This window comes from Hwangdonia seohaensis (assembly GCF_031932625.1).
In the GTDB taxonomy this organism is placed as follows: domain Bacteria; phylum Bacteroidota; class Bacteroidia; order Flavobacteriales; family Flavobacteriaceae; genus Hwangdonia; species Hwangdonia seohaensis.
In genome coordinates this window covers 743,618-765,197 of sequence record NZ_JAVSCK010000003.1, presented here as the reverse complement: position 1 = coordinate 765,197, position 21,580 = coordinate 743,618, and the positions used below count along the sequence as shown (strand labels likewise).

General features: G+C 37.4%; 14 protein-coding genes. 3 read left to right on the top strand and 11 right to left on the bottom strand.

All coding sequences use genetic code 11. From position 1 onward, the window contains the following. Nucleotides 1–18 precede the first annotated feature (18 nt). The 7 genes from RNZ47_RS12345 to RNZ47_RS12315 all read right to left on the bottom strand — a co-directional run bounded on the left by RNZ47_RS12345 (nucleotide 19) and on the right by RNZ47_RS12315 (nucleotide 12,371). Nucleotides 19–2,376 carry a glycoside hydrolase family 95 protein gene (locus tag RNZ47_RS12345; protein ID WP_311940435.1) on the bottom strand — a complete coding sequence of 786 codons (2,358 nt, stop codon included), beginning with the start codon at nucleotides 2,374–2,376 and terminating at the stop codon, nucleotides 19–21. Between the two features lie 25 nt (nucleotides 2,377–2,401). Beyond that, nucleotides 2,402–4,174, bottom strand: a complete 1,773-nt coding sequence (locus tag RNZ47_RS12340) for an alpha-1,3-galactosidase-related protein (protein ID WP_311940433.1) — start codon at nucleotides 4,172–4,174, stop codon at nucleotides 2,402–2,404. 141 nt (nucleotides 4,175–4,315) lie between these two features. Beyond that, nucleotides 4,316–5,386: an endonuclease/exonuclease/phosphatase family protein gene (locus tag RNZ47_RS12335; protein WP_311940431.1), complete on the bottom strand. Its 1,071-nt coding sequence runs from the start codon at nucleotides 5,384–5,386 to the stop codon at nucleotides 4,316–4,318. After that, nucleotides 5,383–6,750 (bottom strand): xylulokinase, encoded by a 1,368-nt coding sequence (locus tag RNZ47_RS12330; RefSeq protein ID WP_311940428.1) that lies wholly within the window; start codon nucleotides 6,748–6,750, stop codon nucleotides 5,383–5,385. The genes RNZ47_RS12335 and RNZ47_RS12330 overlap by 4 nt, the downstream gene beginning before the upstream one ends. A gap of 141 nt (nucleotides 6,751–6,891) precedes the next feature. Next, a complete protein-coding gene (locus RNZ47_RS12325) occupies nucleotides 6,892–7,734 on the bottom strand; it encodes a hypothetical protein (RefSeq protein ID WP_311940426.1) in 843 nt (280 codons plus the stop codon). 19 nt (nucleotides 7,735–7,753) lie between these two features. Next, nucleotides 7,754–9,220: a SusD/RagB family nutrient-binding outer membrane lipoprotein gene (locus RNZ47_RS12320; protein WP_311940424.1), complete on the bottom strand. Its 1,467-nt coding sequence runs from the start codon at nucleotides 9,218–9,220 to the stop codon at nucleotides 7,754–7,756. A gap of 16 nt (nucleotides 9,221–9,236) precedes the next feature. Beyond that, on the bottom strand, nucleotides 9,237–12,371 hold the full coding sequence (locus tag RNZ47_RS12315; protein ID WP_311940422.1) for a SusC/RagA family TonB-linked outer membrane protein: 3,135 nt from the start codon (nucleotides 12,369–12,371) through the stop codon (nucleotides 9,237–9,239). A gap of 156 nt (nucleotides 12,372–12,527) precedes the next feature. On the opposite strand from RNZ47_RS12315, the gene RNZ47_RS12310 reads away from it, so the two are divergent. Beyond that, nucleotides 12,528–13,139: a TetR family transcriptional regulator gene (locus RNZ47_RS12310; RefSeq protein ID WP_311940421.1), complete on the top strand. Its 612-nt coding sequence runs from the start codon at nucleotides 12,528–12,530 to the stop codon at nucleotides 13,137–13,139. 6 nt (nucleotides 13,140–13,145) lie between these two features. Here RNZ47_RS12310 and RNZ47_RS16280 read toward each other — a convergent pair whose 3' ends face one another. Further along, entirely contained in the window at nucleotides 13,146–13,391 is a 246-nt protein-coding gene (locus RNZ47_RS16280; protein ID WP_446497229.1) for a CBU_0592 family membrane protein, read from the bottom strand. Between the two features lie 195 nt (nucleotides 13,392–13,586). On the opposite strand from RNZ47_RS16280, the gene RNZ47_RS12305 reads away from it, so the two are divergent. After that, on the top strand, nucleotides 13,587–15,374 hold the full coding sequence (locus RNZ47_RS12305; RefSeq protein ID WP_311940420.1) for a glycoside hydrolase family 9 protein: 1,788 nt from the start codon (nucleotides 13,587–13,589) through the stop codon (nucleotides 15,372–15,374). A gap of 230 nt (nucleotides 15,375–15,604) precedes the next feature. Continuing rightward, nucleotides 15,605–16,081 (top strand): hypothetical protein, encoded by a 477-nt coding sequence (locus RNZ47_RS12300; protein ID WP_311940419.1) that lies wholly within the window; start codon nucleotides 15,605–15,607, stop codon nucleotides 16,079–16,081. Nucleotides 16,082–16,153: 72 nt separating this feature from the next. Here RNZ47_RS12300 and RNZ47_RS12295 read toward each other — a convergent pair whose 3' ends face one another. From RNZ47_RS12295 to RNZ47_RS12285, 3 genes are read right to left on the bottom strand one after another with little or no spacing between them, the layout of a single operon-like run. Continuing rightward, nucleotides 16,154–17,350, bottom strand: a complete 1,197-nt coding sequence (locus RNZ47_RS12295; RefSeq protein WP_311940417.1) for a DUF5009 domain-containing protein — start codon at nucleotides 17,348–17,350, stop codon at nucleotides 16,154–16,156. A 52-nt stretch (nucleotides 17,351–17,402) separates the two neighbouring features. Continuing rightward, nucleotides 17,403–20,336, bottom strand: a complete 2,934-nt coding sequence (locus RNZ47_RS12290) for an FAD-binding and (Fe-S)-binding domain-containing protein (protein WP_311940415.1) — start codon at nucleotides 20,334–20,336, stop codon at nucleotides 17,403–17,405. 9 nt (nucleotides 20,337–20,345) lie between these two features. Further along, nucleotides 20,346–21,563 carry an exo-beta-N-acetylmuramidase NamZ family protein gene (locus RNZ47_RS12285; RefSeq protein WP_311940413.1) on the bottom strand — a complete coding sequence of 406 codons (1,218 nt, stop codon included), beginning with the start codon at nucleotides 21,561–21,563 and terminating at the stop codon, nucleotides 20,346–20,348. Between the last annotated feature and the right edge of the window lie 17 nt (nucleotides 21,564–21,580).

The following is a 21,580-nucleotide window of genomic DNA, read 5'->3' as shown; positions in this document are numbered from 1 at the left end:
TCTTTGTGGTTTATTGTTCTAGTTTCTATCTGAAAATCCGTAAACACCATCGGCATTTAATTGAAACGCTATGGTTTTATTATTTACTTTAAGTTTAGATGATTGATTGGGCTTGCCCTTAATTGTAGCTTTTGTAACGCGACCGTCTTTCCAGAGGATATCTACCTCAAAACCCCCACGGGCCTTTAATCCTTTTACCTCTCCATTTTGCCATGCATCGGGTAATGCGGGCAGCAATTCGATAATTCCCGATTGCGACTGCAGCAACATTTCCACCATTCCTGCGGCACCGCCCATATTTCCATCGAGTTGAAATGGCGGGTGCGCACATAGTAAATTGGCATACGTTCCACCGGATGTGGACATTTCAACATTGGTGCTGGACACCGGCTTTAATAAGTTTTTCAGCATTTTATGCGCTCGATTGCCATCATTTAAACGTGCCCAAAAGTTAAGTTTCCACGCTCGCGACCAACCCGTACCGCTATCACCTCGGGCATTTAAGGTTATTCTCGCTGCTTCGGCCAATTTGGGCGTGTGGGTGGTTGATATTTGATTTCCGGGATGCAGTGCAAATAAATGTGAAATGTGGCGGTGCTTATTGTTGGGGTCATCAACATCTTCGGCCCATTCCTGTAGTTGTCCCCAAGACCCAATTTGAGGCGGCAAAATAGCATCTCTGGTTTGTATTGCTTTTGTTGTGAATGCATCATCAATTTCTAAAACCTCAGCGGCTTTTATACAGTTGTTCAGTATGTCCCAAGCGATTTGATGATCCATTGAAGCACCCTTTGAAATGCCTCCATGCTCGGGTGAATACGATGGCATCGAAACCAATTTACCGTTTTCGTCCTTCGTAAGATAATCGATCCAAAACCATGCGGCTTCTTTCATTACGGGGTAAGCCTGTTTTCTTAAAAACTCTTCGTCTTGTGTAAAATCATAATGATCCCAAAGGTGTTGGGAAAACCATGCAGCACCACCGGGAAAGAACCCCCAAGGAATGCCCCACCCTGGCGATGTGTAACCATAGGCATTGGTCATGGTATTTGTCATCCATCCTCGGGTATTGAAAAATTCTTTAGCTGTAAGTTTACCGGGTTCAACCAAACTTTCAATATAATCCAAAAATGGCACGTGGCATTCTGACAGATTGGTTAATTCTGCCGGCCAATAAATCATTTCTAAATTGATGTTGCTGTGGTAATCGGCTGCCCAAGGCGGATTTGTGGAGTTATTCCATTTACCTTGCAAATGCATAGACATACTGCTTGGGCGACTTGCCGAAATCATTAAATAACGTGCGTATTGAAAGTATAGACTTTCTAAGCCAGCGTCTTCCGAACCGTTAAAATAAGCCTGCAATCTTTCATTTGTGGGGACAGCAACCTGAGTACTTTGTCCCAAATTTAAACTAACACGATTGAATAAATTTGAATAATCTTGAACATGTTCTCTTTTTAAATCATCAAAAGATTTACTTGCCAATTCTTGCAATACTTTTTCGTTATCAGCTTTATAATCGTTCCCTTTATAGGTGGGATAGGTTAAGGTATAAGCCGTAGAAGATGTATTTAACAGTACAACATCTTTAGCGTCCTTTATATAAATGACGCCATCTTTATACGTTATTTTTCCGTCGGATAATTTTAAGGCTATTTTGGTTTCGAATGGCATTCCGTTATCGGCAACTTTCCCTTCAAAGGCATACACCCCATCGTTAAAATTTTGAATGATTTTTGTATGCGGACTCTTAAAGCGAATTTCGTAATCGGTTTTAACCGAGCTTTCAAAACGATAGACCATAACCTTGCTGGGATAATTTCCAAAATAAGTGCGCCGGTAATTTTTATTACCAATATTATATTCAACTTCCCCCAACGCTTTACTAATATCAAGGCTTCGCTTATAGTTTGAAACTTCTCCCGATTGCCCAACTTTCACATAGATATCGCCCATGGTTTGTTGGGCGCCGTAGTCGCCAAAATCAGCATTGTATTGTTTTCCTGTATTAATGATTCCTGTAAATTCGGACTTTGTAATTCTATCTGCCTCATCCGATTTTCCTTGTTTTAAAAGTTTTCTAACTTCTGGCAAAAAACTATGGGCATTTTTTCTGATGCCAATATTGTAATCCGGATTGGAATCGGGGCCACCAGACCAAAGCATTCCTTCAGAAAATTGAATATGTTCTTCGTGTATCCCTCCAAAAAACATGGCACCCACGTAACCATTTCCTATGGGCAATGCCTCGGTCATCCAATTGCTCGCTGGCTCGTTATACCAAAGTTCTAACGCATTGTTTTCCTGAGCAAAGGAAGATACCGTTATTAAAATGAGATAGGTGCTTATTGATAGTTTTATTAATTTTTTCATTTACCTGTTTAAAATTAGTTTGGTGCTACTTCGTATTTTTTATTGATATGTCACTATTCAACATATTTTTTGTTTCTATCGAATCAAATGTACCAAGGTTTGTTTTATTCAATTCTACAAATACATCTTGACACTGTTGAAAATAAAATGAAGGCTTATTGCCTTTTAGACGACTAAAAATGTCTGAAGACACAATTTGGTTATTTTTGAACACCAATCCTTTTGTGCTTTTTGCCTTTAGAATAGGAGTATCAAACACCTTAAACAGGTTGTTTTCCACAACTATATTTTCATGAACAAAATAGTTGGGGACTTCTTCATGATTTTCTGGCCAAATATTAATAATATAATTGTTCGGAACCTGATTATAACCACATTCTATAAATTGATTTCCCTTAATGGTAACATCTCGTACAACACCCGATTCGTACCAACTAGAAGCATCATTCGCTATTAAAATGGCATGCATTCCCGTTCTGTAAAAAACATTATCCTCTATGATGCTTTTTCTTCTTGTCGTCAATAATACGCCTCGCGTGTTTGTTCCTGAAAAATAATTATTTTTAATTAATACTGATGGTGTCCATGTTATATTTTCAACCACATCGCCAATTTTAAAACCTTCAGGCAAATCATTATCCAAGGTTATTTGCACCATTCGGTCACTTATTTTTGATACCGTCTTTACAATTCCGTTACCGTAATTTTGTAAACTTTTAGGTTTTATAAAACTTAAAGTATCGCCTTTAAAAAAAGCATCAAAACCATAAGTTTGATGATGCATAAACTTTAAATTAATTTTATTGTTAGCTACTTTTTCCATAACTTTTAAATGAGTTCCATGAATATTTACAGCGTCGTCATGGGCACCGGAAGTCGTACAGTTTTTAATAGTAATCTGCCCTTTACAACCCGAAAAATGAAAACTATCAGCAAACGCCGCAATAATCCTACCTGTTTCTTTTCGAGGCTGAACCTTAACGCCATCATATGTAATATTTTCTGAAAACTGGCTTACAATCCCCATGCCATGCATATAATGCATATTGACATTTTTTAATCCAATATTCTTGCTATATCCAATAAAACCACCCACTTGATCCCTAATCGGGTCACGTACAGTTAGTACCTGTCCCTGTTTGTAATTGGTGTTAGAAAAATCGCCGTCAAAAACCACTTTATCAGGAGCGACATGTTTTGCTTGGCTTTTTAATAGAGGACCAAAATCGCTATAATACCAAGCGGAAAGCTCTGGATTTACGGCAATGGTGTGATGGTTTTTAAGCTTCCAATTATCACCGTAAAATTCAATATGACCATTATTTGTAATTAAAAAATTAGAGCCTGAATTGACACTTGCGGTAATGCTATTGCTCGATACCGATTCGAGTTTCAGCTCAGACATGGTAGCTCGCTTATAGTCAAAACTGATGTTTTGCATTTTTACGCCGTTACAATTCACAAAAGCAAAATTGGTCATCTTCTCATGGATTATAAAAAGTGCCCCATTGCCCTCAATAGTGATATTCTCAAAACCTTCCAATAACAACGCTATGGTTTTAGTTTTGGAAGGGCATTCAATTTCACTTGAAGTGTTCGATATAAAATAGTCGCGTTTTGGTGAATGCTCTGGCCAAACGTCGTATCTGCCCTTTTGAAACTCGATGGTTACATTCGCATATTTAGAAGCCTCTTTAATCAAATCATTAAGAAATGGTGCCATATCCTTTGAGGTGTTTGGAATAACCCCAAATTTTTCTGCCTTAATAATTGTTCTCTGTATTTTGAGTGCAGGCATTTTTTGTTCAATTGTCGATGTTTTTGCACTTGCCGATACTGCAATTAAAAATAAGTATATAATAAGAAAGTGGCTTTTCATATTTCGTTTTTTACACCCATTCGCATTCAACATTATCATTTATTTTTAATTTTTTGGTCTTTATTCAAACATTAAGGTAACCATGACCGCTTTATGGTCTGAGGGCCATTCCAAAGTATCTGCAACAAAATTTTCTTCGGAGGTGTACGTTGATACCAATTCATTATAGGCATAGGATGCTTTTGGCCCCACCATAGCTGCCGATGTGGTTTTTATATTATGGCCCTTATAGAAAATAAAATCAATTCTGTCGCGTTCATCCGAAAGTGGTGTCCAACTTGTTGAATCTTTGCCGTGTACTAATGATGGCCAAGTGATTCCCGGATGGGTAAGTTCGTTTGGGTGAAAATTTCTATAAGCATCGATAAATCCTTTTAGAAAAAGTGTATAAGTACTTGGCCAGTTAATAACCACACCATTATGGTCAAAACGATTTGCGGCTTTTTCGGTCCAATCTAAATGTGACGGTTCGTTGAAATCGCCCATTAAAATGACAGGATTTGTTTCGCTTTTTACTGAATTTAAGAATGCCGCGATTTGTTCGTCCCGTGTCGATTTTTTGTTATAAGCTAAAATTTCATCAACATTGGTAACTGGTGATTTGTTGCCATTTTCATCTTTAATAAGATTCCAATTTGGAGTACCGCCATAGTATCCGCGAGGTAAATAACAGGCGTAACCCGTATAATCTAAATGCGCTGCTGCCACTACAATAGTTCCGGAATTTAGTTTTATATCGTACTTTACCACAGAGCCTTCACCATTATAAACAACTTTGGATGCCGTAATGGGATATTTACTTATTAACGACACATCGCCACCGGCAAACTTGCCAAAATAATCAACGCCTTTATCTTTTAGTTTTTTTAAAATTTTTGCCGTCCAGTCTTCATCATTGTAATTTCTAACTTCGGTAAAGCTTACAATATCTGGATCGGTGGACAAAATAATGTCTCTTATTTTATCTAATCCATTGGCTACCATGGTGCCTTCTTGCCAAATATTAAAGGTCATTACTTTAAGCGCTGTAGGTTTTGGTGTTGTATCTTCTTTTTCCTTCTTTTCATTTTGCGTGTTATGGCAAGATGAACAAACAAGAACAGTAAATAATAATAGTATGTATCGACTCATAAATGATTTTTTAAAATAATTTCCAATTCGTTTTTCCAATGTTGATAGGCTTCTATATAGGGTTCTCTGTTTTTTAACAACTCAAAGGTTTGGGCATGATCATTTTTATAAATGATGTCTTGGTATTGTTTAAAATCACCAAGGTGCAAACAACAAGCTCGAGCAGCATTAACTGCCAAATCGGTGTTATAAGTTTCAATTTTCAACTCGACTAACGAAGTTAAGGTATTTACAAATACCTCTGATTGAAATAACATATCGTTTACCGCGTTAATGGTATGTACCTCAATTCCGTTGGTTTTTAAATTTTCCATGGCATAAACCATAGCAAATGCAATCCCTTCTAAAGTTGCTCGAAATACGTGTCCTTTTGAATGATTTTTTAAATTTACACCTTTAATAATGGTGCCAATATTTGCATTTTTCAACATGCATTCAGCACCATTTCCAAAAGGAAAAACGTTAACGCCTTCTGCCCCAATTGGAATTTCGGAGGCTTTGCGATCCATGATGTCATAAGAGCTTTCCTTAAATTGTTTTTTTAACCACTCGTACTGCAAATAACCGCCTTTGAAAACTACCGATTTCCCGATTGGTACATTATAGCCAATACTTATATTTTGATTCGGGTTAGACGAATTGGTTAAGGCATAAATTCGTGTTGGCGATTGTGTTGATATGGCTACTTCGCCGGGGTTAAAAATATTTGTGGCCAGTGCCGTACTCGCTTGATGTGCTGCCCTGAACAGTATGGGCGTTCCAACCGGTATGCCTGTGTCTTGGGAAGCATCCGGGGTAACTAGCCCTTGGTTTCTAAAATTTTCGACTATTGTGGGTATCATGCTTTTTTTAATCTGATAACGGTGCAAGGCATCTTCATCCAACGCATCGGTTTCACAATGCCATAAACCCAGTTCTGAAAGTCCGTCTTTTGTGGTAGAAATAGTATGGGTTAATTTAAACGTTATAAAATCTCCAAGCAAAATAAATTTATCAATTTGATTATATTTATTTCGGTCATTTTCCGATAACCACTTCAAATCCGAAACCGATAAATTTTTAAAAGTTACCGTTTCTTTTGTTTGTTGAGGGTCTGCATTTATAAGAGCCAGTTCTTGCATTTGATAGGAAATTCCAATCCCTGAAATCTTTTTCGCATCAATTTTTGAATCGGTTATCAAATTCTTAATTGCCGAACAAACCAAGAGCCAAAAACTTTCATAATCAGAACCAGTCCCTTCACTTTGAAATGATTTTATTTCATTTATAGGCACTTGAAACGTATTTACTTTTTCGCCTGAATGCCCGTTGGTTAATGCAACTTTTATTGTTGAATTTCCGACGTCCAGACCTAAGTAATACATTTTTTTATTTCTTTAAACTGATTGAAAAATGAATTCATCTCTACTTTATGAGTGTTGTGCAATGAGCAAACAAAAAAGGGGAAGAAGAAAAACTAACAATCTTCTTCCCCAAAACATAACACTATTTAAAAAACTCAATTCTTATGGAAGCTTAAATTTATTGGTGATGGTGTACCAATACACCCAGTCACCTCCTGACTCGTAAACCACATCGTACTCGACGCTAACTGTTCCTGAGCACACATCGTAAGTACCTTCTCCAACTTGACTAAAGGCATAAACATACCCATCGTTATCGGTTCCGGCAACTTGTTGATCGAAGGTTGCGCTCCCCTTTGTAGCACCTTGTGCCACCGGCGTTAAGGTAATATCAACTTTTGCATTAGGGAAAGGGCCATAGGCAATTAAATCGCCATGAAAGGTCACGACGTCTCCATTAACACTTCCCACGACTGGGAAGGTGCCCCACGGCGTTTCGTTTTGCACATTTGTAGTATTAAAAACATCGGTGGTTGAGCTACACTCATCGTCGGCGATGTTCACTCTTATAAATGCTTTTGTTGGACTGTCCAATCCCAACCCGATATTAAGGTTAGGGTTGCTGGTACTTTCTATATAGATATCGATACTTCTATCCTCCAAACTACCGGTTACATTGTCGATAGTGCTTACTAACAAAGGCTCAGAGGTGTAATTCCCTTTTTCTATCAACAAGGTTCTGGTAGACAAGGTATAATCCACACCCTCCGTAGCATTGTTTTCTACAACTGAAAGATTAATGGTAATATCTTCTTTGGGTTCATAGCCCAATAAATCAATAACAATGGGTTCTGGTGATGTGCTGGCATCAAATTCGTTTATTGTTACCGATTCGGCTTGAAACGCAATAAACTCATATACGGGATCTGTAATACTATCGTCGCTGCTACAAGAAACAACTGCAACCAAGGATAGTAATAAGATGAATGATTTAATATTTTTCATTGTTTAGGTATTTATTTTTTTATTCATTTTTAAGTAACCACATGTCACCGTTTACAGTGTCTCCATTAGGATATTGACTGCTAATGGCGGCTTCAAGGTTTTCTCTGTTTGACTGAATTTCACTTTCTGGATACATCCATCGTTTTGGGATCATGCCGTCATTTAGAATGCCCGGTCCATCGGTAGAAAATTCTGGAAATCCGGTTCTTCTTTGGTTGTAAAATGCTTCCCAACCTGAGTTCATAAAAAATGATAAATATTTCTGTGTTATTATCATTTCAATGCCTTGCGATGCATTGTAAACTATTTGCGGGTTTGATAAGTACATATTAATGGCAGCGCTGTCTATATTGTAAAATTCCATTGAAGCACGAATACCATTTTGGTAATGCTCACTGGCATCTCCGCTGGTCCATCCTCTGGCTGCTGCTTCTGCTAATATAAACTGCACCTCGGCATAACCTATGGCAATACTTGGCTCGTTTACGGGATCGTTATAGTATCTTTCTGCAATCAGTGAGCCTTCGCCTTGAGATACTCTAGCAGAATTTGCCGAGGCCAAATCGCTTCCGGGTAAACCGCCATAAGCATTAAAATCATCTTCGGGGAGATTTGCACCATTTTCTTCGCGTTGAGCAAAAGCAAACAGCCTTGGATCTTCTCTGTCTTTAAGATGATTTATAAACGATTCGTCCATGTAATAATTCGTTTTAATTTGATTGGAATTAAAATATGGGTATTCGTTACCGTCTAAATCATAATAAGGCAATGCAGTATTATCATCATTTGATGTAAATATGGGATATTGACTCGGATTATTCACAATGGCATTAAATCTGCTAACCACACCTACGTTAGAATTGCCTTCTTTTTTAGACAATGTAATCAGAATTCGTAAGCTCAATGCGTTTATCGCTTTGCGCCATTTTGATAAATCACCGTCGTAAATAAGGTCGCCGCTAATCGTGCCGGTTTCAGTAGCTAACATAGAATTTGCTTCGTCCAATTCATCAAGAATACCAATATAAATATCTTCCTGCTTATCGTACTTTGCTGTAAAAATGGGCTCATCGGTACTTCCTTTAAGCGCTTCGCTGTACGGTACATCGCCAAAGGTTCGGGTGAGGTCCATAATAAAATAAGACCTGAAAAATTTACCCAAGGCCGCGTAAGCTGTTTTACCAGCCAATGTAGCTTCCTCTTCCATTTTCAAAACCTGTCTTAAATTGTTGTACGTGCCAAATCCACTACGCTGCCAACCATATAATTGATACGTGTTATTGTGCTCTACATTTACCATTTGCCTACTTGCAAAGGCGGCATCTGTTGATACAATATTGAATGCACTGATTTGAATTCCTGTTAAAAGCAAACTAGGGTCGCCTTTTGTGGTTCTATTGGGATCGATTTGAAAATCGTCAAAATTCGTACAGCTTCCCAATGTAAAAAGTAATATTAAGCTGTATAAGAGTTTTATATTTTTCATCTTTTGTTTTTTTTTTTTAGAATGACACGTTCAAGTTAAATCCTATGTTTCTTGTTGAAGGTGTTTGAAGATTATCAAAACCTGAATCTGGATCAACATTTGGTAAATCGGACCATAAGGCCAAATTTCTTCCCACAAATGAAATAGATGCTTTGTCAATATTTAGCGCACTTGTATACTTTTCCGGAATGTTATAAGTAAGCATTACCTCTCTTAACTTTAAGAACGATTGACTGTAATAATGATCAAAAACGGCATTGCTCGTGTTTTTGTTCCAAGAGATGTAATTTATTTTGGTTGTGTTTGGTGCATAAACACGTGTATCATTGGTTATGTTTCCAAAAATATCGTATTCCACATCACCGCCAACAACCACAACACCTGGACCAATAAAAGAATCTACGCCATTGTTGGCCGCTTCCCTGTGCTCGTTTACGGTTCCTGGGTGCGTGCCACTCCACCACATTTTTTGATTTGTTGTAGAGTAAATAATACCTCCAAGTCTGCCATCAAAAGCAACATTTAAGCTAAAATCTTTATAGGTAAAAGTGTTTTGGAAACCATACACCCAATTAGCATCCGAATAGCCTCTTCTTCTTGAAAAAGTATCGTTTAACGGAAATCCATTAGAGCCATATATTAACTGTCCGCCCGGTGTTTTTAAGTACGGTGTAGAATATATTTGATCCGTTCTAGAACCAACTTTGATGTTTCCAATACGATCGGAACCATCGTAAACACTTTCTAATGTTCTGTGGCTACTGCTCCAGTTGGTGGCAATATCCCATCTAAAATCATCAGATTTTATCGGGGTTCCCGCTACTATAAATTCAACGCCTTTTCTGGCGTATTCGTTTCCGTTAATTAATCGAGAACCAAATCCAGAGGTTATTGAAATGGGCACGGTAACAATGTTATTGGTTTCTTTGATGCTGTAATAAGTGGCATCAAGCTTTAATCTGCTCTTAAAAAACCTGATATCCAAACCTACTTCATAAGTATCGGAAGTTTCAGGATTAATATTATCATTTAATAAGGTGCTCGGGTAGTTTAATGAAGAGTTATTGTTCCAACTTATCCCATTGTTGTACGCCGTTAAGTGAGAATAGGTTGACCCTGTTCTACCGTCTGACACATTAGCCCAAGATCCTCTAAGTTTTACAAATGAAATTGGGTCTCCAAAATCAACTAAATCTGAAAGTACGGCAGAAAAAGAAACCGATGGATAAAAGAAATTATTGTTTTTTACCGGTAAGGTGGATACCCAATCTTGTCTGCCAGTAATACCTAAGTAAAGCGCTTGTAAAAACTCAACATCCAAAGTAGTGTAAATACTATTCACCAACTCTTTACCATACCAATTTGAGCCCTTTAATGGGTTTATTGAATTTGCTGTATTGTAATAATCGGGAATAGTTAAACCATCGGTACGTAAGGATAGGTTTCTATTATCCCAATACCGCGTTGAAGCACCTACACTTGCATTTAATTTTAGGTCTTCATTTATTTCTTTTGTGTACGATGCGATAAGATCGGCGTTTAAAGAAAAAGAGGTCGAGCTATTTAAAAAATAGTCACCTTTAGATAAGGAACCGTAACCTATAATACTTTGCGGTTCTTTCCAATCTCTATTGGTTGTAGACGAGTTAAATCCTGTTCTAAAATTAACTGTAAAATCCTCAGTTGGGTCGTAATTAATATTTAAGTTCCCATAAGTATTGTCTTTATAGTAACCTTGTAAGGCTTCGTAGGCAATAAAATAGGGGTTATTATACCAAGAGGTATTAAAGTGTTTTTGTTGCACGCCTTCTTGACCTTCGGCCCAATAATCTCTTAAATCCCGTACATCTACATCAACGCCAGTCCATAATACCAAGTTGTACAATTGGTTGTGTGGACCATATCCCGTTTGTGGGAAGTTTTTAGTGTATTGTTTATTATACGTTAATGAGGCATCAACCTTTAGTTTTTCCATAAGGTTATAACCACCAGAAACCCCAAATGATGAATTGTTAAGTCCCGTATTTGGCGCAACCCCTTTTTGATATATATGAGATGTTGTTACCCTAAAGTTACCTTTATCGTTTCCGCCACTAACAGAGATATTGTTCGTATAAATCAGTCCGGTATCGAAGAAATTTTTAACATTGTCCTTTCCTCTTGAAATAAATGGGATTGGAATACGGTTACCTGTATTGGGGTCGATAGGGCTGTTATACTGAACAACTTCGTTAAAACCACTTGGGGTTGACGGATCTAACTGATCTAATTTTGGGCCCCAAATCCAACCACCACCTTCGGTACCGCCGCCGCCGCCATTTACGTAAGCATACGACCCGTTATCACCGTTGCCATAGGTTGTTTGAACGTTTGGAATACGAATATAACTAGGCTGAAACATAGCACTTGTGTTGTAGTCTACTCTTGTAACGCCATTTTCTCCTCGTTTTGTGGTAATCATTAAAGCACCACTTCTACCAATCGATCCATAAAGTGCAGATGCCGTGGCACCTTTTAGCACACTTATTTCGGCAATATCATCGGCATTTAATTTCCAATAATCGTTGTCGGTACTAGGAATTCCATCAATAACAATTAAGGGTGTACCACCTCTTAACGAAATGCTTGGGTCGGCAAATAAATCGGTACTGTTTCTAATGGTTAAACCAGCAACCTTACCTGTTAACGAGTTAATTACATTAGGCTCTCGCGCTTTTACCATAGATTCGCCTTTTACCTCCTGCACAGCGTAACCCAATGATTTTGTCTCTTTTTTAATACCAAGGGCCGTTACTACAACCTCATCTAATTGAGCGGCATCCTCAATTAACTCAATGGTAAAAAAATTGGTGTCGCCAACTGTAATTTCCTGGGTAATAAACCCAATATAGGAAATAACCAAAACAGATTGTTTAGAGGGAACAGTGAGCGAAAAGTTTCCGTCAAAATCGGTTGCATCTCCAATTGTTGTTCCTTTAACAACAATATTTACACCTGGAATGGGTTGCTTCGAATTCGAGTCTGTAACTTTTCCATTAATAACTATGTCCTGCCCCCAACAGATCATAGTAAAAGCGAAAAAAAACAGCAACGATAGCAGTTTTTGGTTTTTTTTCTTCCGAAAGGAAAAACTAAGTAAAGTTTGTTTCATAATAATTTGAATTGTTTAGTTCGTAATGATTAACAACGTTTGTTGCATTTTTCGTAAAGAATCTCAATAAACGTTTGGCTAATATAAAAATTAAATTAAATAAACGTTCAATCAATTTATTTTTATTGAAAAAAAAATTATGTTTATATTCGTAGCATGGGTAGAAAAAGCTTAAAGAAAACCAGGCAAAAAGAGATTGTTTCGGCGTTTTACAATGTAGCCAAAAGAGAAGGTTTAGAAAATGCCTCGATTGCCAAAGTGGCAAAAGAAATGGGAGTAAATCCTAGTTTGATAATCCACTATTTCACTTCAAAAGAAGAGCTTATTTTTGGATTAATTAATTTTATTTTAGAAAGCTACAGGTTTATTTATCTTGCTGAAGAAGAACAGCTAAATAGCAGAGACCGACTTATTAAAGTAGTGGACAACTTATTTTCCAGGGAGTGGAATGCGCTTTTTGATGATGGTGTGTTTTACAGTTGTTTCAGCTTAATTTTTAGAAGTCAAAGAATTAAAACCGAATTTAAAGAACTGCACAATCATTTAAGGCAATTATTATCCGAAGTTATAGAGGCGGCAAAAATAGATGGCCATTTACAAATTGAAAATTCAAAACAAACGTCAGACCTTATTTTTATAATGGTTGAAGGGGTGTATTATTACCTATCCTTATTTGATGATGAAGAAGTTTATAATGAAAAATTGCTGCAGTACAAAAAAGCGGCTTTCGAAATTTTAAACATGGACATGACCGTGGAAATCACTTAAAAGAAACTATTTACTTTTAGCTCGGATAATACTCATAATGGCAATTACCCCAATACACATCCATACAAAATTTAATATAAAATTAGGGTCGTCGTCTATCTTGTACGAATTAATCATGAGGCATATCGCCCCCAAAACATTCATTAATTGGTAGGGTGTTTTGTCTGCCTTAATCTTATTAAAGCTTAATAATAGATAAGCGAAAATAAATAACAAGGCCCCAAACCAACCAATAATCTCAAATATATTCAACTTAAAAATTTAGTGTTAACAAAAACAAATGTAATTAAATCTGCTTCATTTTTTACATTTGGCCCGATTTTCATCTTAAGTAGCGACATTCTTTTTATTGATGCGCCACACTTTCAAAAAACAAAGCATAAAACCTTTAATTAGTGTATAAATTTAATTAGTTTTAACCAACTGTTACGAAACACACTACATTTTATGAGACATTTAGCTCTTCTTTTTGTTATAGCTTTTTTGAATTTGGGATGTTCTGAAGAAGAACATCAATCCTGGATTAGAATCAACCAAATGGGATATCAACCCAATACCATTAAAGTGGCTGTTATCGGATCAAAAGATAATATAACGGTTAAGGAATTTACCCTGCACAACTCAAAGACCGATGCCATTGTGGCGTCTTTTAACAGCGTTGAAGCTAAAGGCTGGTTTGGACCGTTTGAAACATCTTACCGCTTGGATTTTTCAGATTTCAACGAAGTTGGCAGTTATTACATCATGGCCAAAAACACCAAATCGCCTGTTTTTAGAATTGACGATAATGTGTATGATGGCACTGCCGATTTTCTCTTAAAATACATGAGACAGCAACGTTGTGGGTTCAATCCGTATCTTAAAGACTCCTGTCACGTAGATGATGGTTTTATTATTTACCATCCCGAAAAACCCGACGGCTCTTATATTGATGTTGCAGGAGGTTGGCATGATGCTACAGATTACCTCCAATATACCGCAACTTCTGCCAATGCTATTTATCAATTGCTATACGCTTACAGAGAAAATCCCGAAGCTTTTGGAGATACTCACCAAGCATATGGATTAGAAGGTTCCAACGGTATTCCTGATGTTATTGACGAAGCTAAATTTGGCATGGATTGGCTTATTAAAATGAATCCGTCGTCAACAGAATATTACAACCAAATTGCCGATGACAGAGATCATGCCGGATACAGATTACCAAACAAAGATAGTGTTGTTTATCACCCAGAATTTAAAGGCAGACCGGTTTATTTTGTTAATGGAGAAATTCAAGGTTTGTTTAAAAACAAAAACCGAACCACCGGTGTATCATCGACTGCCGGGAAATTTGCGTCTTCCTTTGGAATTGGTGCAGAGGTATTAGCGCCTTTTTTTCCTGAGTATACCGAAAAGTTAACCCAAAAAGCCAAAGACGCTTATGCCTTTGGAAAAACGAAACCAGGTACCATGCAAACAGCTCCAGCCACATCGCCGTATTTTTACGAGGAAGATAATTGGTACGACGACATGGAATTGGCCGCTGCCACGCTTTACAAACTCACAAACGACAAAACCTATTACAGTGAAGCTTTAAATTATGCGTCTTCTGAAAAAGTAACGCCTTGGATGGGACAAGACACAGCAAAGCACTATCAATATTATCCGTTCTACAACGCGGGGCATAACGAGTTGGCTCTTATTGCTAATACAGATGATAAAAAAACCGTAACAGACTATTATAAATTTGGTTTAGAAGCTGTTGCGCAACGTGGTAAAGACAATCCATTCCTTATCGGCGTGCCATTTATTTGGTGCTCCAATAATTTGGTTACAGCTACTTTAACTCAAGCCAAAGCTTACAGAGAATTAACAGGAGATGACACCTATTTGGAAATGGAAGCTGCCTTAAGGGATTGGCTGTTTGGATGCAACCCGTGGGGAACCAGCATGATAGTTGGACTGCCAGAAGGTTACGGCGACTCCCCTATTTATCCGCATTCCTCACTAAATCATTTACACGGTTACCAAACCGATGGCGGATTGGTCGATGGTCCTGTTTATGGGTCTATTTACAATAATCTTAAAGGGTTACAGCTACTTAACGCCGACCCTTATGCCGATTTTCAATCGGATTTTGTGGTCTATCATGACGATGTTGGCGATTATTCTACAAACGAACCCACCATGGACGGTACCGCTTGTTTGGTGTTTTATTTAGCTTCTTTGGAAGCCGATGTAAAAAAAAAGTAAAAAAAGAAAACCGTGAATTAGATTTAACGGGTGCTATTGTACGGGGAAACCTCAAAGAGAAGAACATTCATTTGATGTTTTCCGGTCACGAATATGCCGACGGTGGCACTCATATTTTACAAGTTTTGAAGCAGGAAAACATTAAAGCTTCATTCTTTTTTACAGGTGATTTTTATTGAAATAAAGAATTTCACGCACTTATTTCAGATTTAAAAAAAGATGGCCATTATTTGGGAGCGCATTCCAACAAACATTTGTTGTATAATGATTGGACAGCAGACAAAAAACTGTTGGTAACCGAAAGCGAGTTTAACGAAGATTTAAAATTGAATTATTCTGAAATGAAAAAATTCGGCATCAACAAAACCGATGCCAACTACTATTTGCCACCTTACGAATGGAACGATAGCACCATTACCTCGTGGACCAAGAAGAACAACCTGTCGCTTATTAACTTTACAAAAGGAACACTTTCACATGCCGATTACACTACGCCCAAAGACAAAAACTATAAAAGTACCAAAACTATTTACAAGTCTATTTTAGATTATGAATCTGAGGAATCACTCCACGGTTTTTTACTTTTAAGCCACATTGGTACACACCCCGATCGTACGGATAAATTTTATTTGGAATTGGAAAACCTCATTAAAACATTAAAGCATAAGGGATATCAATTTGTGTCTTTAAACACGATGCTGGATTAATAATAATTATAAATTGACTTTATTCCTTCGGAATGTAACTTAAAATCAATCGACCTTTATTAAGCATTAAGTTTACACTTTCAGTTTAATTTTTATTCTCTCTAAACCTCCCGTTATTATTATAACAACCAGGGCAAAAAGCAATGATTTTATAATACCTGCCCAACCATGTGTTGCAAATTCAGGCCATCTAAAATTCAATAAAGACATTAAGGGATATATTAAAAATGGCAATAAATAACAAGTAAGGGTGCTGGTTCCCGCCGGTTTTATAATGTTGGCCCATGCAGATTGCCCCCATTTATCAACAACAATATAAAATAGGCCAAATAACAAAAATGATATGCCGCCACAAATAATGGTCCATGAAGGTGTAGCCAATATTTTTGAAATTATAAATGATGGTCTGATAAAAAACCCAAGGGCAATTAGAGCTACTCCAATAACCAATAGAATCCACAAAAATCTATTTTCATTTTTTTGCTCTTTATAACGCAACAGCAAAACAGTGCATAACACGCCTAGCATCACCAATAAATGATTGGAAGCACTAACCACAATTTTAAAAGATGGCAAGTCTGTGAAATACCCAAACTCTTGGATATTGAACAAAAACAACAGCAACCACCCTAAAATGATATATCTTATTTTAGAGCCCAAAAACATAAAAAAGAATGCATTTAAAAGGTATGCCCAACCAATCAATCCTAAAATCCCCCACCAATAAGGCTTTATTCCTATGAGATTATCGGCTGTTCCGCCTTTAAACACAAAAACCAAATACAATAAAATACCTATGCCTAAACATTTTAACGCGATTACCCCTGCTTTGGTTAAGTATGCAATAGGTTTGTAATACAGCCAGACTAGCATAATTCCCACCGTCATTAATATTTGCCAAACACTTTTTCCAAAAGGCATCAAATCGGGATTAATCCGACCAATATTTACCATTAACACGCCCATAACCAATAAAGCAATGGTCCTGGAAACAATATGCATTGCTGTGGAGACTTCATTATATCCCTTTTTTCTTCTGGTGTTTATAGCCAGAGGAATTGAAAGGCCTACGATAAATAAAAATAATGGAAATACAACATCCGACAGCCCCATCCCATCTTCTTGTGCCGCCGTGTGCTTTAACCAATTTGGCACTTCTTTTAAAGATGGAATATCGTTTACAAAAATCATCAAGAACATGGTTACTGCCCTAAAAACATCAATAGATTGCGTTCTTTTGGTTTCAACATATGTTATAGCTGTACCCATATTATGGTTTAAATTATTAAACTTAACGTTCTTTCTTTTTAAAAGCGAACACTCAATTTTGTTGCAAAAGTGCTGCCCTTAACACACTTATGGCATGTTTAGCGTTTTTATCTGTGCCGTCTTTAATTTGATGGCGGCAACTCGTACCCGAAGCGACAATAATCGTTTGGTCGACCATGTTTCTTATTTTTGGAAACAGGGTGTCCTCACCCACCTGCATACTTAATGCATAATGTTCTTTTTCATAACCAAAGGAACCTGCCATTCCGCAGCAACCGGAATTAATGATTGTAACGGTATAGTTTTTAGGAATGCTAAGCATTTTAAAAGCTGATTCCATGCTACTCAAAGCTTTTTGATGGCAATGCCCATGAATTTTAACCACCTGTTTTTCTGCTGTAAACTGGTTGGAATTTATTCGTCCATCGTTTAATTCACCTGTTATAAACTCTTCAACGGTAAAGGTGTGTTTGGCAATATTTTTTGCAGCTTCTTTATCGTCTGCAAGTCTTACGTATTCATCCCTAAAGGTTAAAATTGCAGAAGGTTCCAAACCTACTAACGGAACATCCTCAAAAATACGATTCTTAAAAAACCTAACGTTAAAATCAGCCAGTTTTTTTGCTTTTCCCAACATGCCTTTGGATATAAAACCACGACCGCTTTCTTTATGATTAGTGATATTTACTTTGTAACCCAATGTTGTTAAAAGTTCGATGGCGTCAATACCAACAGGCACATCGTAATAATTCACAAATTCATCTATAAAAAGATAAACCTCACCGTTTTTGCAGGGCGCGGTATCAAGCCTTTTTTTGTTCTTTTTGTACCAATTGAAAAATGTAATCGCTTCCAATTTTGGAATGCTTCGTTGTGATGCAATCCCCAAAAAGTTTTTGGTGATTTTGGTATTCAACAAAAAATTGGTTAACCGTGGCGTTATGCTGCCTAACTTATTAAGGTTCGTGCTATTTCCAAAGAGTTTACTTCTTAAAGGCAGACCGTTTTCTTTGTGATATTGATATAAAAACTCTGCCTTTAAAGTTGCTATATCCACATTACTCGGGCACTCGCTGGCACATGCTTTACAGCTTAAACACAAATCGAAAACCTCATACAATTCTTTGTGATTGAACTTGTTTTTTTTATCGGAATGCGTTAAAAATTCCCGTAATGCATTTGCCCTTGCCCGAGTGGTGTCTTTTTCATTTTTTGTTGCTCTGTAACTGGGGCACATGGTACCACCGGCATCCGGAAGCTTTCTGCAGTCGCCAGAACCATTACATTTTTCGGCAGCTCTTAAAATGCCTAAACTATCGGAAAAATCCTGAATGGTTTTTATATCCGGCTCCACCCGATCTACCTCGTACCTCAGGTTTTCGTCCATTGAAAAGGCATCGATAATCTTTCCTTTGTTGAATACATTATTGGGGTCGAAGGTTTGTTTGATTCGTTTTAAAAGGGCATAGTTTTTTTCGCCTATCATTTTAGGTATAAACTCTGCTCGCACAATGCCATCTCCATGCTCGCCACTAAAAGAGCCCCCATATTTTTTAACCAATTCTGCGGTTTTGGACGTTATTTCCCTGAACAGCACGACATCTTCTTGTTTTTTCAAATTAAGAATGGGCCTTAAGTGCAATTCGCCAGCACCAGCATGCGCATAGTACACCGCATTTTGTCCGAAATCTTCCATCATTTTTGAAAACTCAGCAATATAATTTGGCAAATCCTTTAAATCGACTGCGGTATCTTCAATACAGGCAACGGCTTTATTGTCGCCTATAATATTTCCGAGCAAACCCAATCCGGCTTTTCTAAGTTCTAAAGCTTGATTTATTTGATTCCCAATTAATTTTGGAAAAGCATAGCCTAATTTATTTTTTTGCAAATCAGAAATTAAAGCGTCTGCCAAGGCATTGGAATCTGCATCGTTATCGGTACAGATTTCCAACATAAGAATTGCTTTCGGATCATCTTCAACGAAAAACCTGTTTTTGATTTGTTCCCTATTATTTTTGGTACAATCCAAAATGGTTTTATCCATTAATTCGCAGGTGTATAAATTGTGCTTCATGGCAATTACCACGGCTTTCATACTGGCTTCAATGGAATGAAAATGCGCTGCCACCATTATGTTTTTGGATGGTGGAACGTCGTCTAATTTTAAGGTGATTTCCGTCGTAAATGCCAAAGTACCCTCGCTACCTGCCATTAATTTTGACAGGTTGATTTGAGACTCATCGCCTCCAAATATTTTTGATTTTAACAACTCATCGACGGCGTAGCCATTATTTCTTCTATGGATGGAAGGCTTAGGAAATTCGTTTTTTATCTCTAATTGGTTATCGGTATTGGAAAGCTCGTGGTGTAAAGTTTTATAAATGCTGCTCTCTAAACTTTTCCCTTTCGTTTTTAAAAGAAATTCTTCTGTGTTTAAATCCTCAAAAATCACCTCGGAACCATCACTTAAAATGGTTTTTAACCGCAGTACTTTATCTCGTGTAACGCCATATTTAATGGAGGTTGTCCCCGAAGAATTGTTTCCTACCATACCACCAATCATGCACCGATTGCTTGTGGATGTATTGGGGCCAAAAAAAAGTCCGTAGGGTTTTAGGAAATTATTAAGCTCATCCCGTATTACTCCTGGCTGTACGGTTATGGTTTTATTTTGCTCATCAAAACTTACAATTTTAGTGAAGTGTTTTGATAGGTCTACCACCAAACCATCGCCCACACATTGACCCGCTAACGAGGTACCCGCAGCCCTTGGAATAAGCGTGATTTTATTGATTGTAGCAAACTCAATCAGCGCTTTTAAATCCTGATTGCTTTTTGGATATGCAACGCCTAAAGGCAACTTTCTGTAAACAGAGGCATCGGTGGCATAAATGGTTTTGTGGAGTGCATCGGTAAACAACTCGCCTTCCAAAATAGTTGATAATGCATTAAAATCCTTTGCGGTAGAGGTTTCAATATTCATCCAATCCTTTTATTTATACAACACGTATTTTTCCCTGGTTTTGCTAAATGCTTCCAATCCGGGTTTCCATGTTTCCTTAATCGCTTCTTCAGAAAGACCACTTTCTATTTGTTCCCGTAATTTTTGAGTTCCTGCCAATTTAGGAAAGAAGTTATTAAAAAACTTGGTTTTATCTGCTGTGGCTTTATAAGCTTCAATTAACCAATCGAGTTTAACCTCAGACAGTCGTTCAACATCTCTTAAATCCCTTCCGAAGCATAGTTCTCCTTGGTGTTTGGGTGTTTTAGCCCCAAAATTTGGCTGAGGGGTAAAACTGAAATCAAATGTCTCCTCAGGTAAAAAAGGTGCACCGAAAATTTGGAATTGCATTTCGGTTCCGCGTCCGCAACTCACCGTAGTGCCTTCAAAAAAACACACGCTCGGATATAAATTAATAGATTTCGCATTGGGCAGATTAGGCGACGGTTTTATGGGCAAATCATATTCCGAATCATGGGTATAATGTTGTAATGGCACGACAGTAAGGTCGCATTGGATTTCGTTATCCAACCATTTTTCTCCATTTATCATCTTTCCGTACTCGCCAATGGTCATCCCATAAACAATGGGAACGGGATGCATGCCCACAAAACTCGTAACGTCTTCTTCTAAAATAGGCCCATCGATATAATGGCCGTTAGGATTTGGACGATCTAACACAATTACCGGAATATTGAGTTCTGCGGAAGTTTCCATAACGTAATGAAGCGTGGATATATAAGTGTAAAACCGAACCCCAACATCCTGAACATCAAAAAGCATAACATCTATACCTTCTAAAAATTCTTTAGGTGGTTTTCTGTTTTTTCCATAAAGTGAAAAAATAGGTAAGCCCGTTTTTTCATCTACGCCATCCTCAATATATTCGCCAGCATCAGCAACACCTCTAAAACCGTGCTCTGGTGCAAATACCTTGGTAACATTTACGTTTAACGCCAAAAGCGAATCGACGATATGGGTGTGCGACTCACCGCTTTCGTCCTTAAAAATAACACTGGTTTGGTTGGCCACAACGCCTACGTTTTTACCTTGTAAAAGATGCAAATATTTGCTGGTTTGATTTGCTCCCGTAACAATTGCTTTAGTTTCCACGGGTTGGTTTACGACAGCGTCATTTATAGCTTGCTTTTTTTTAGTTGTCGAATTACAAGCTGTTAAGGCTAAAAAGAGTAATACAATATATTTCATAACATGTGTGTGTTTTT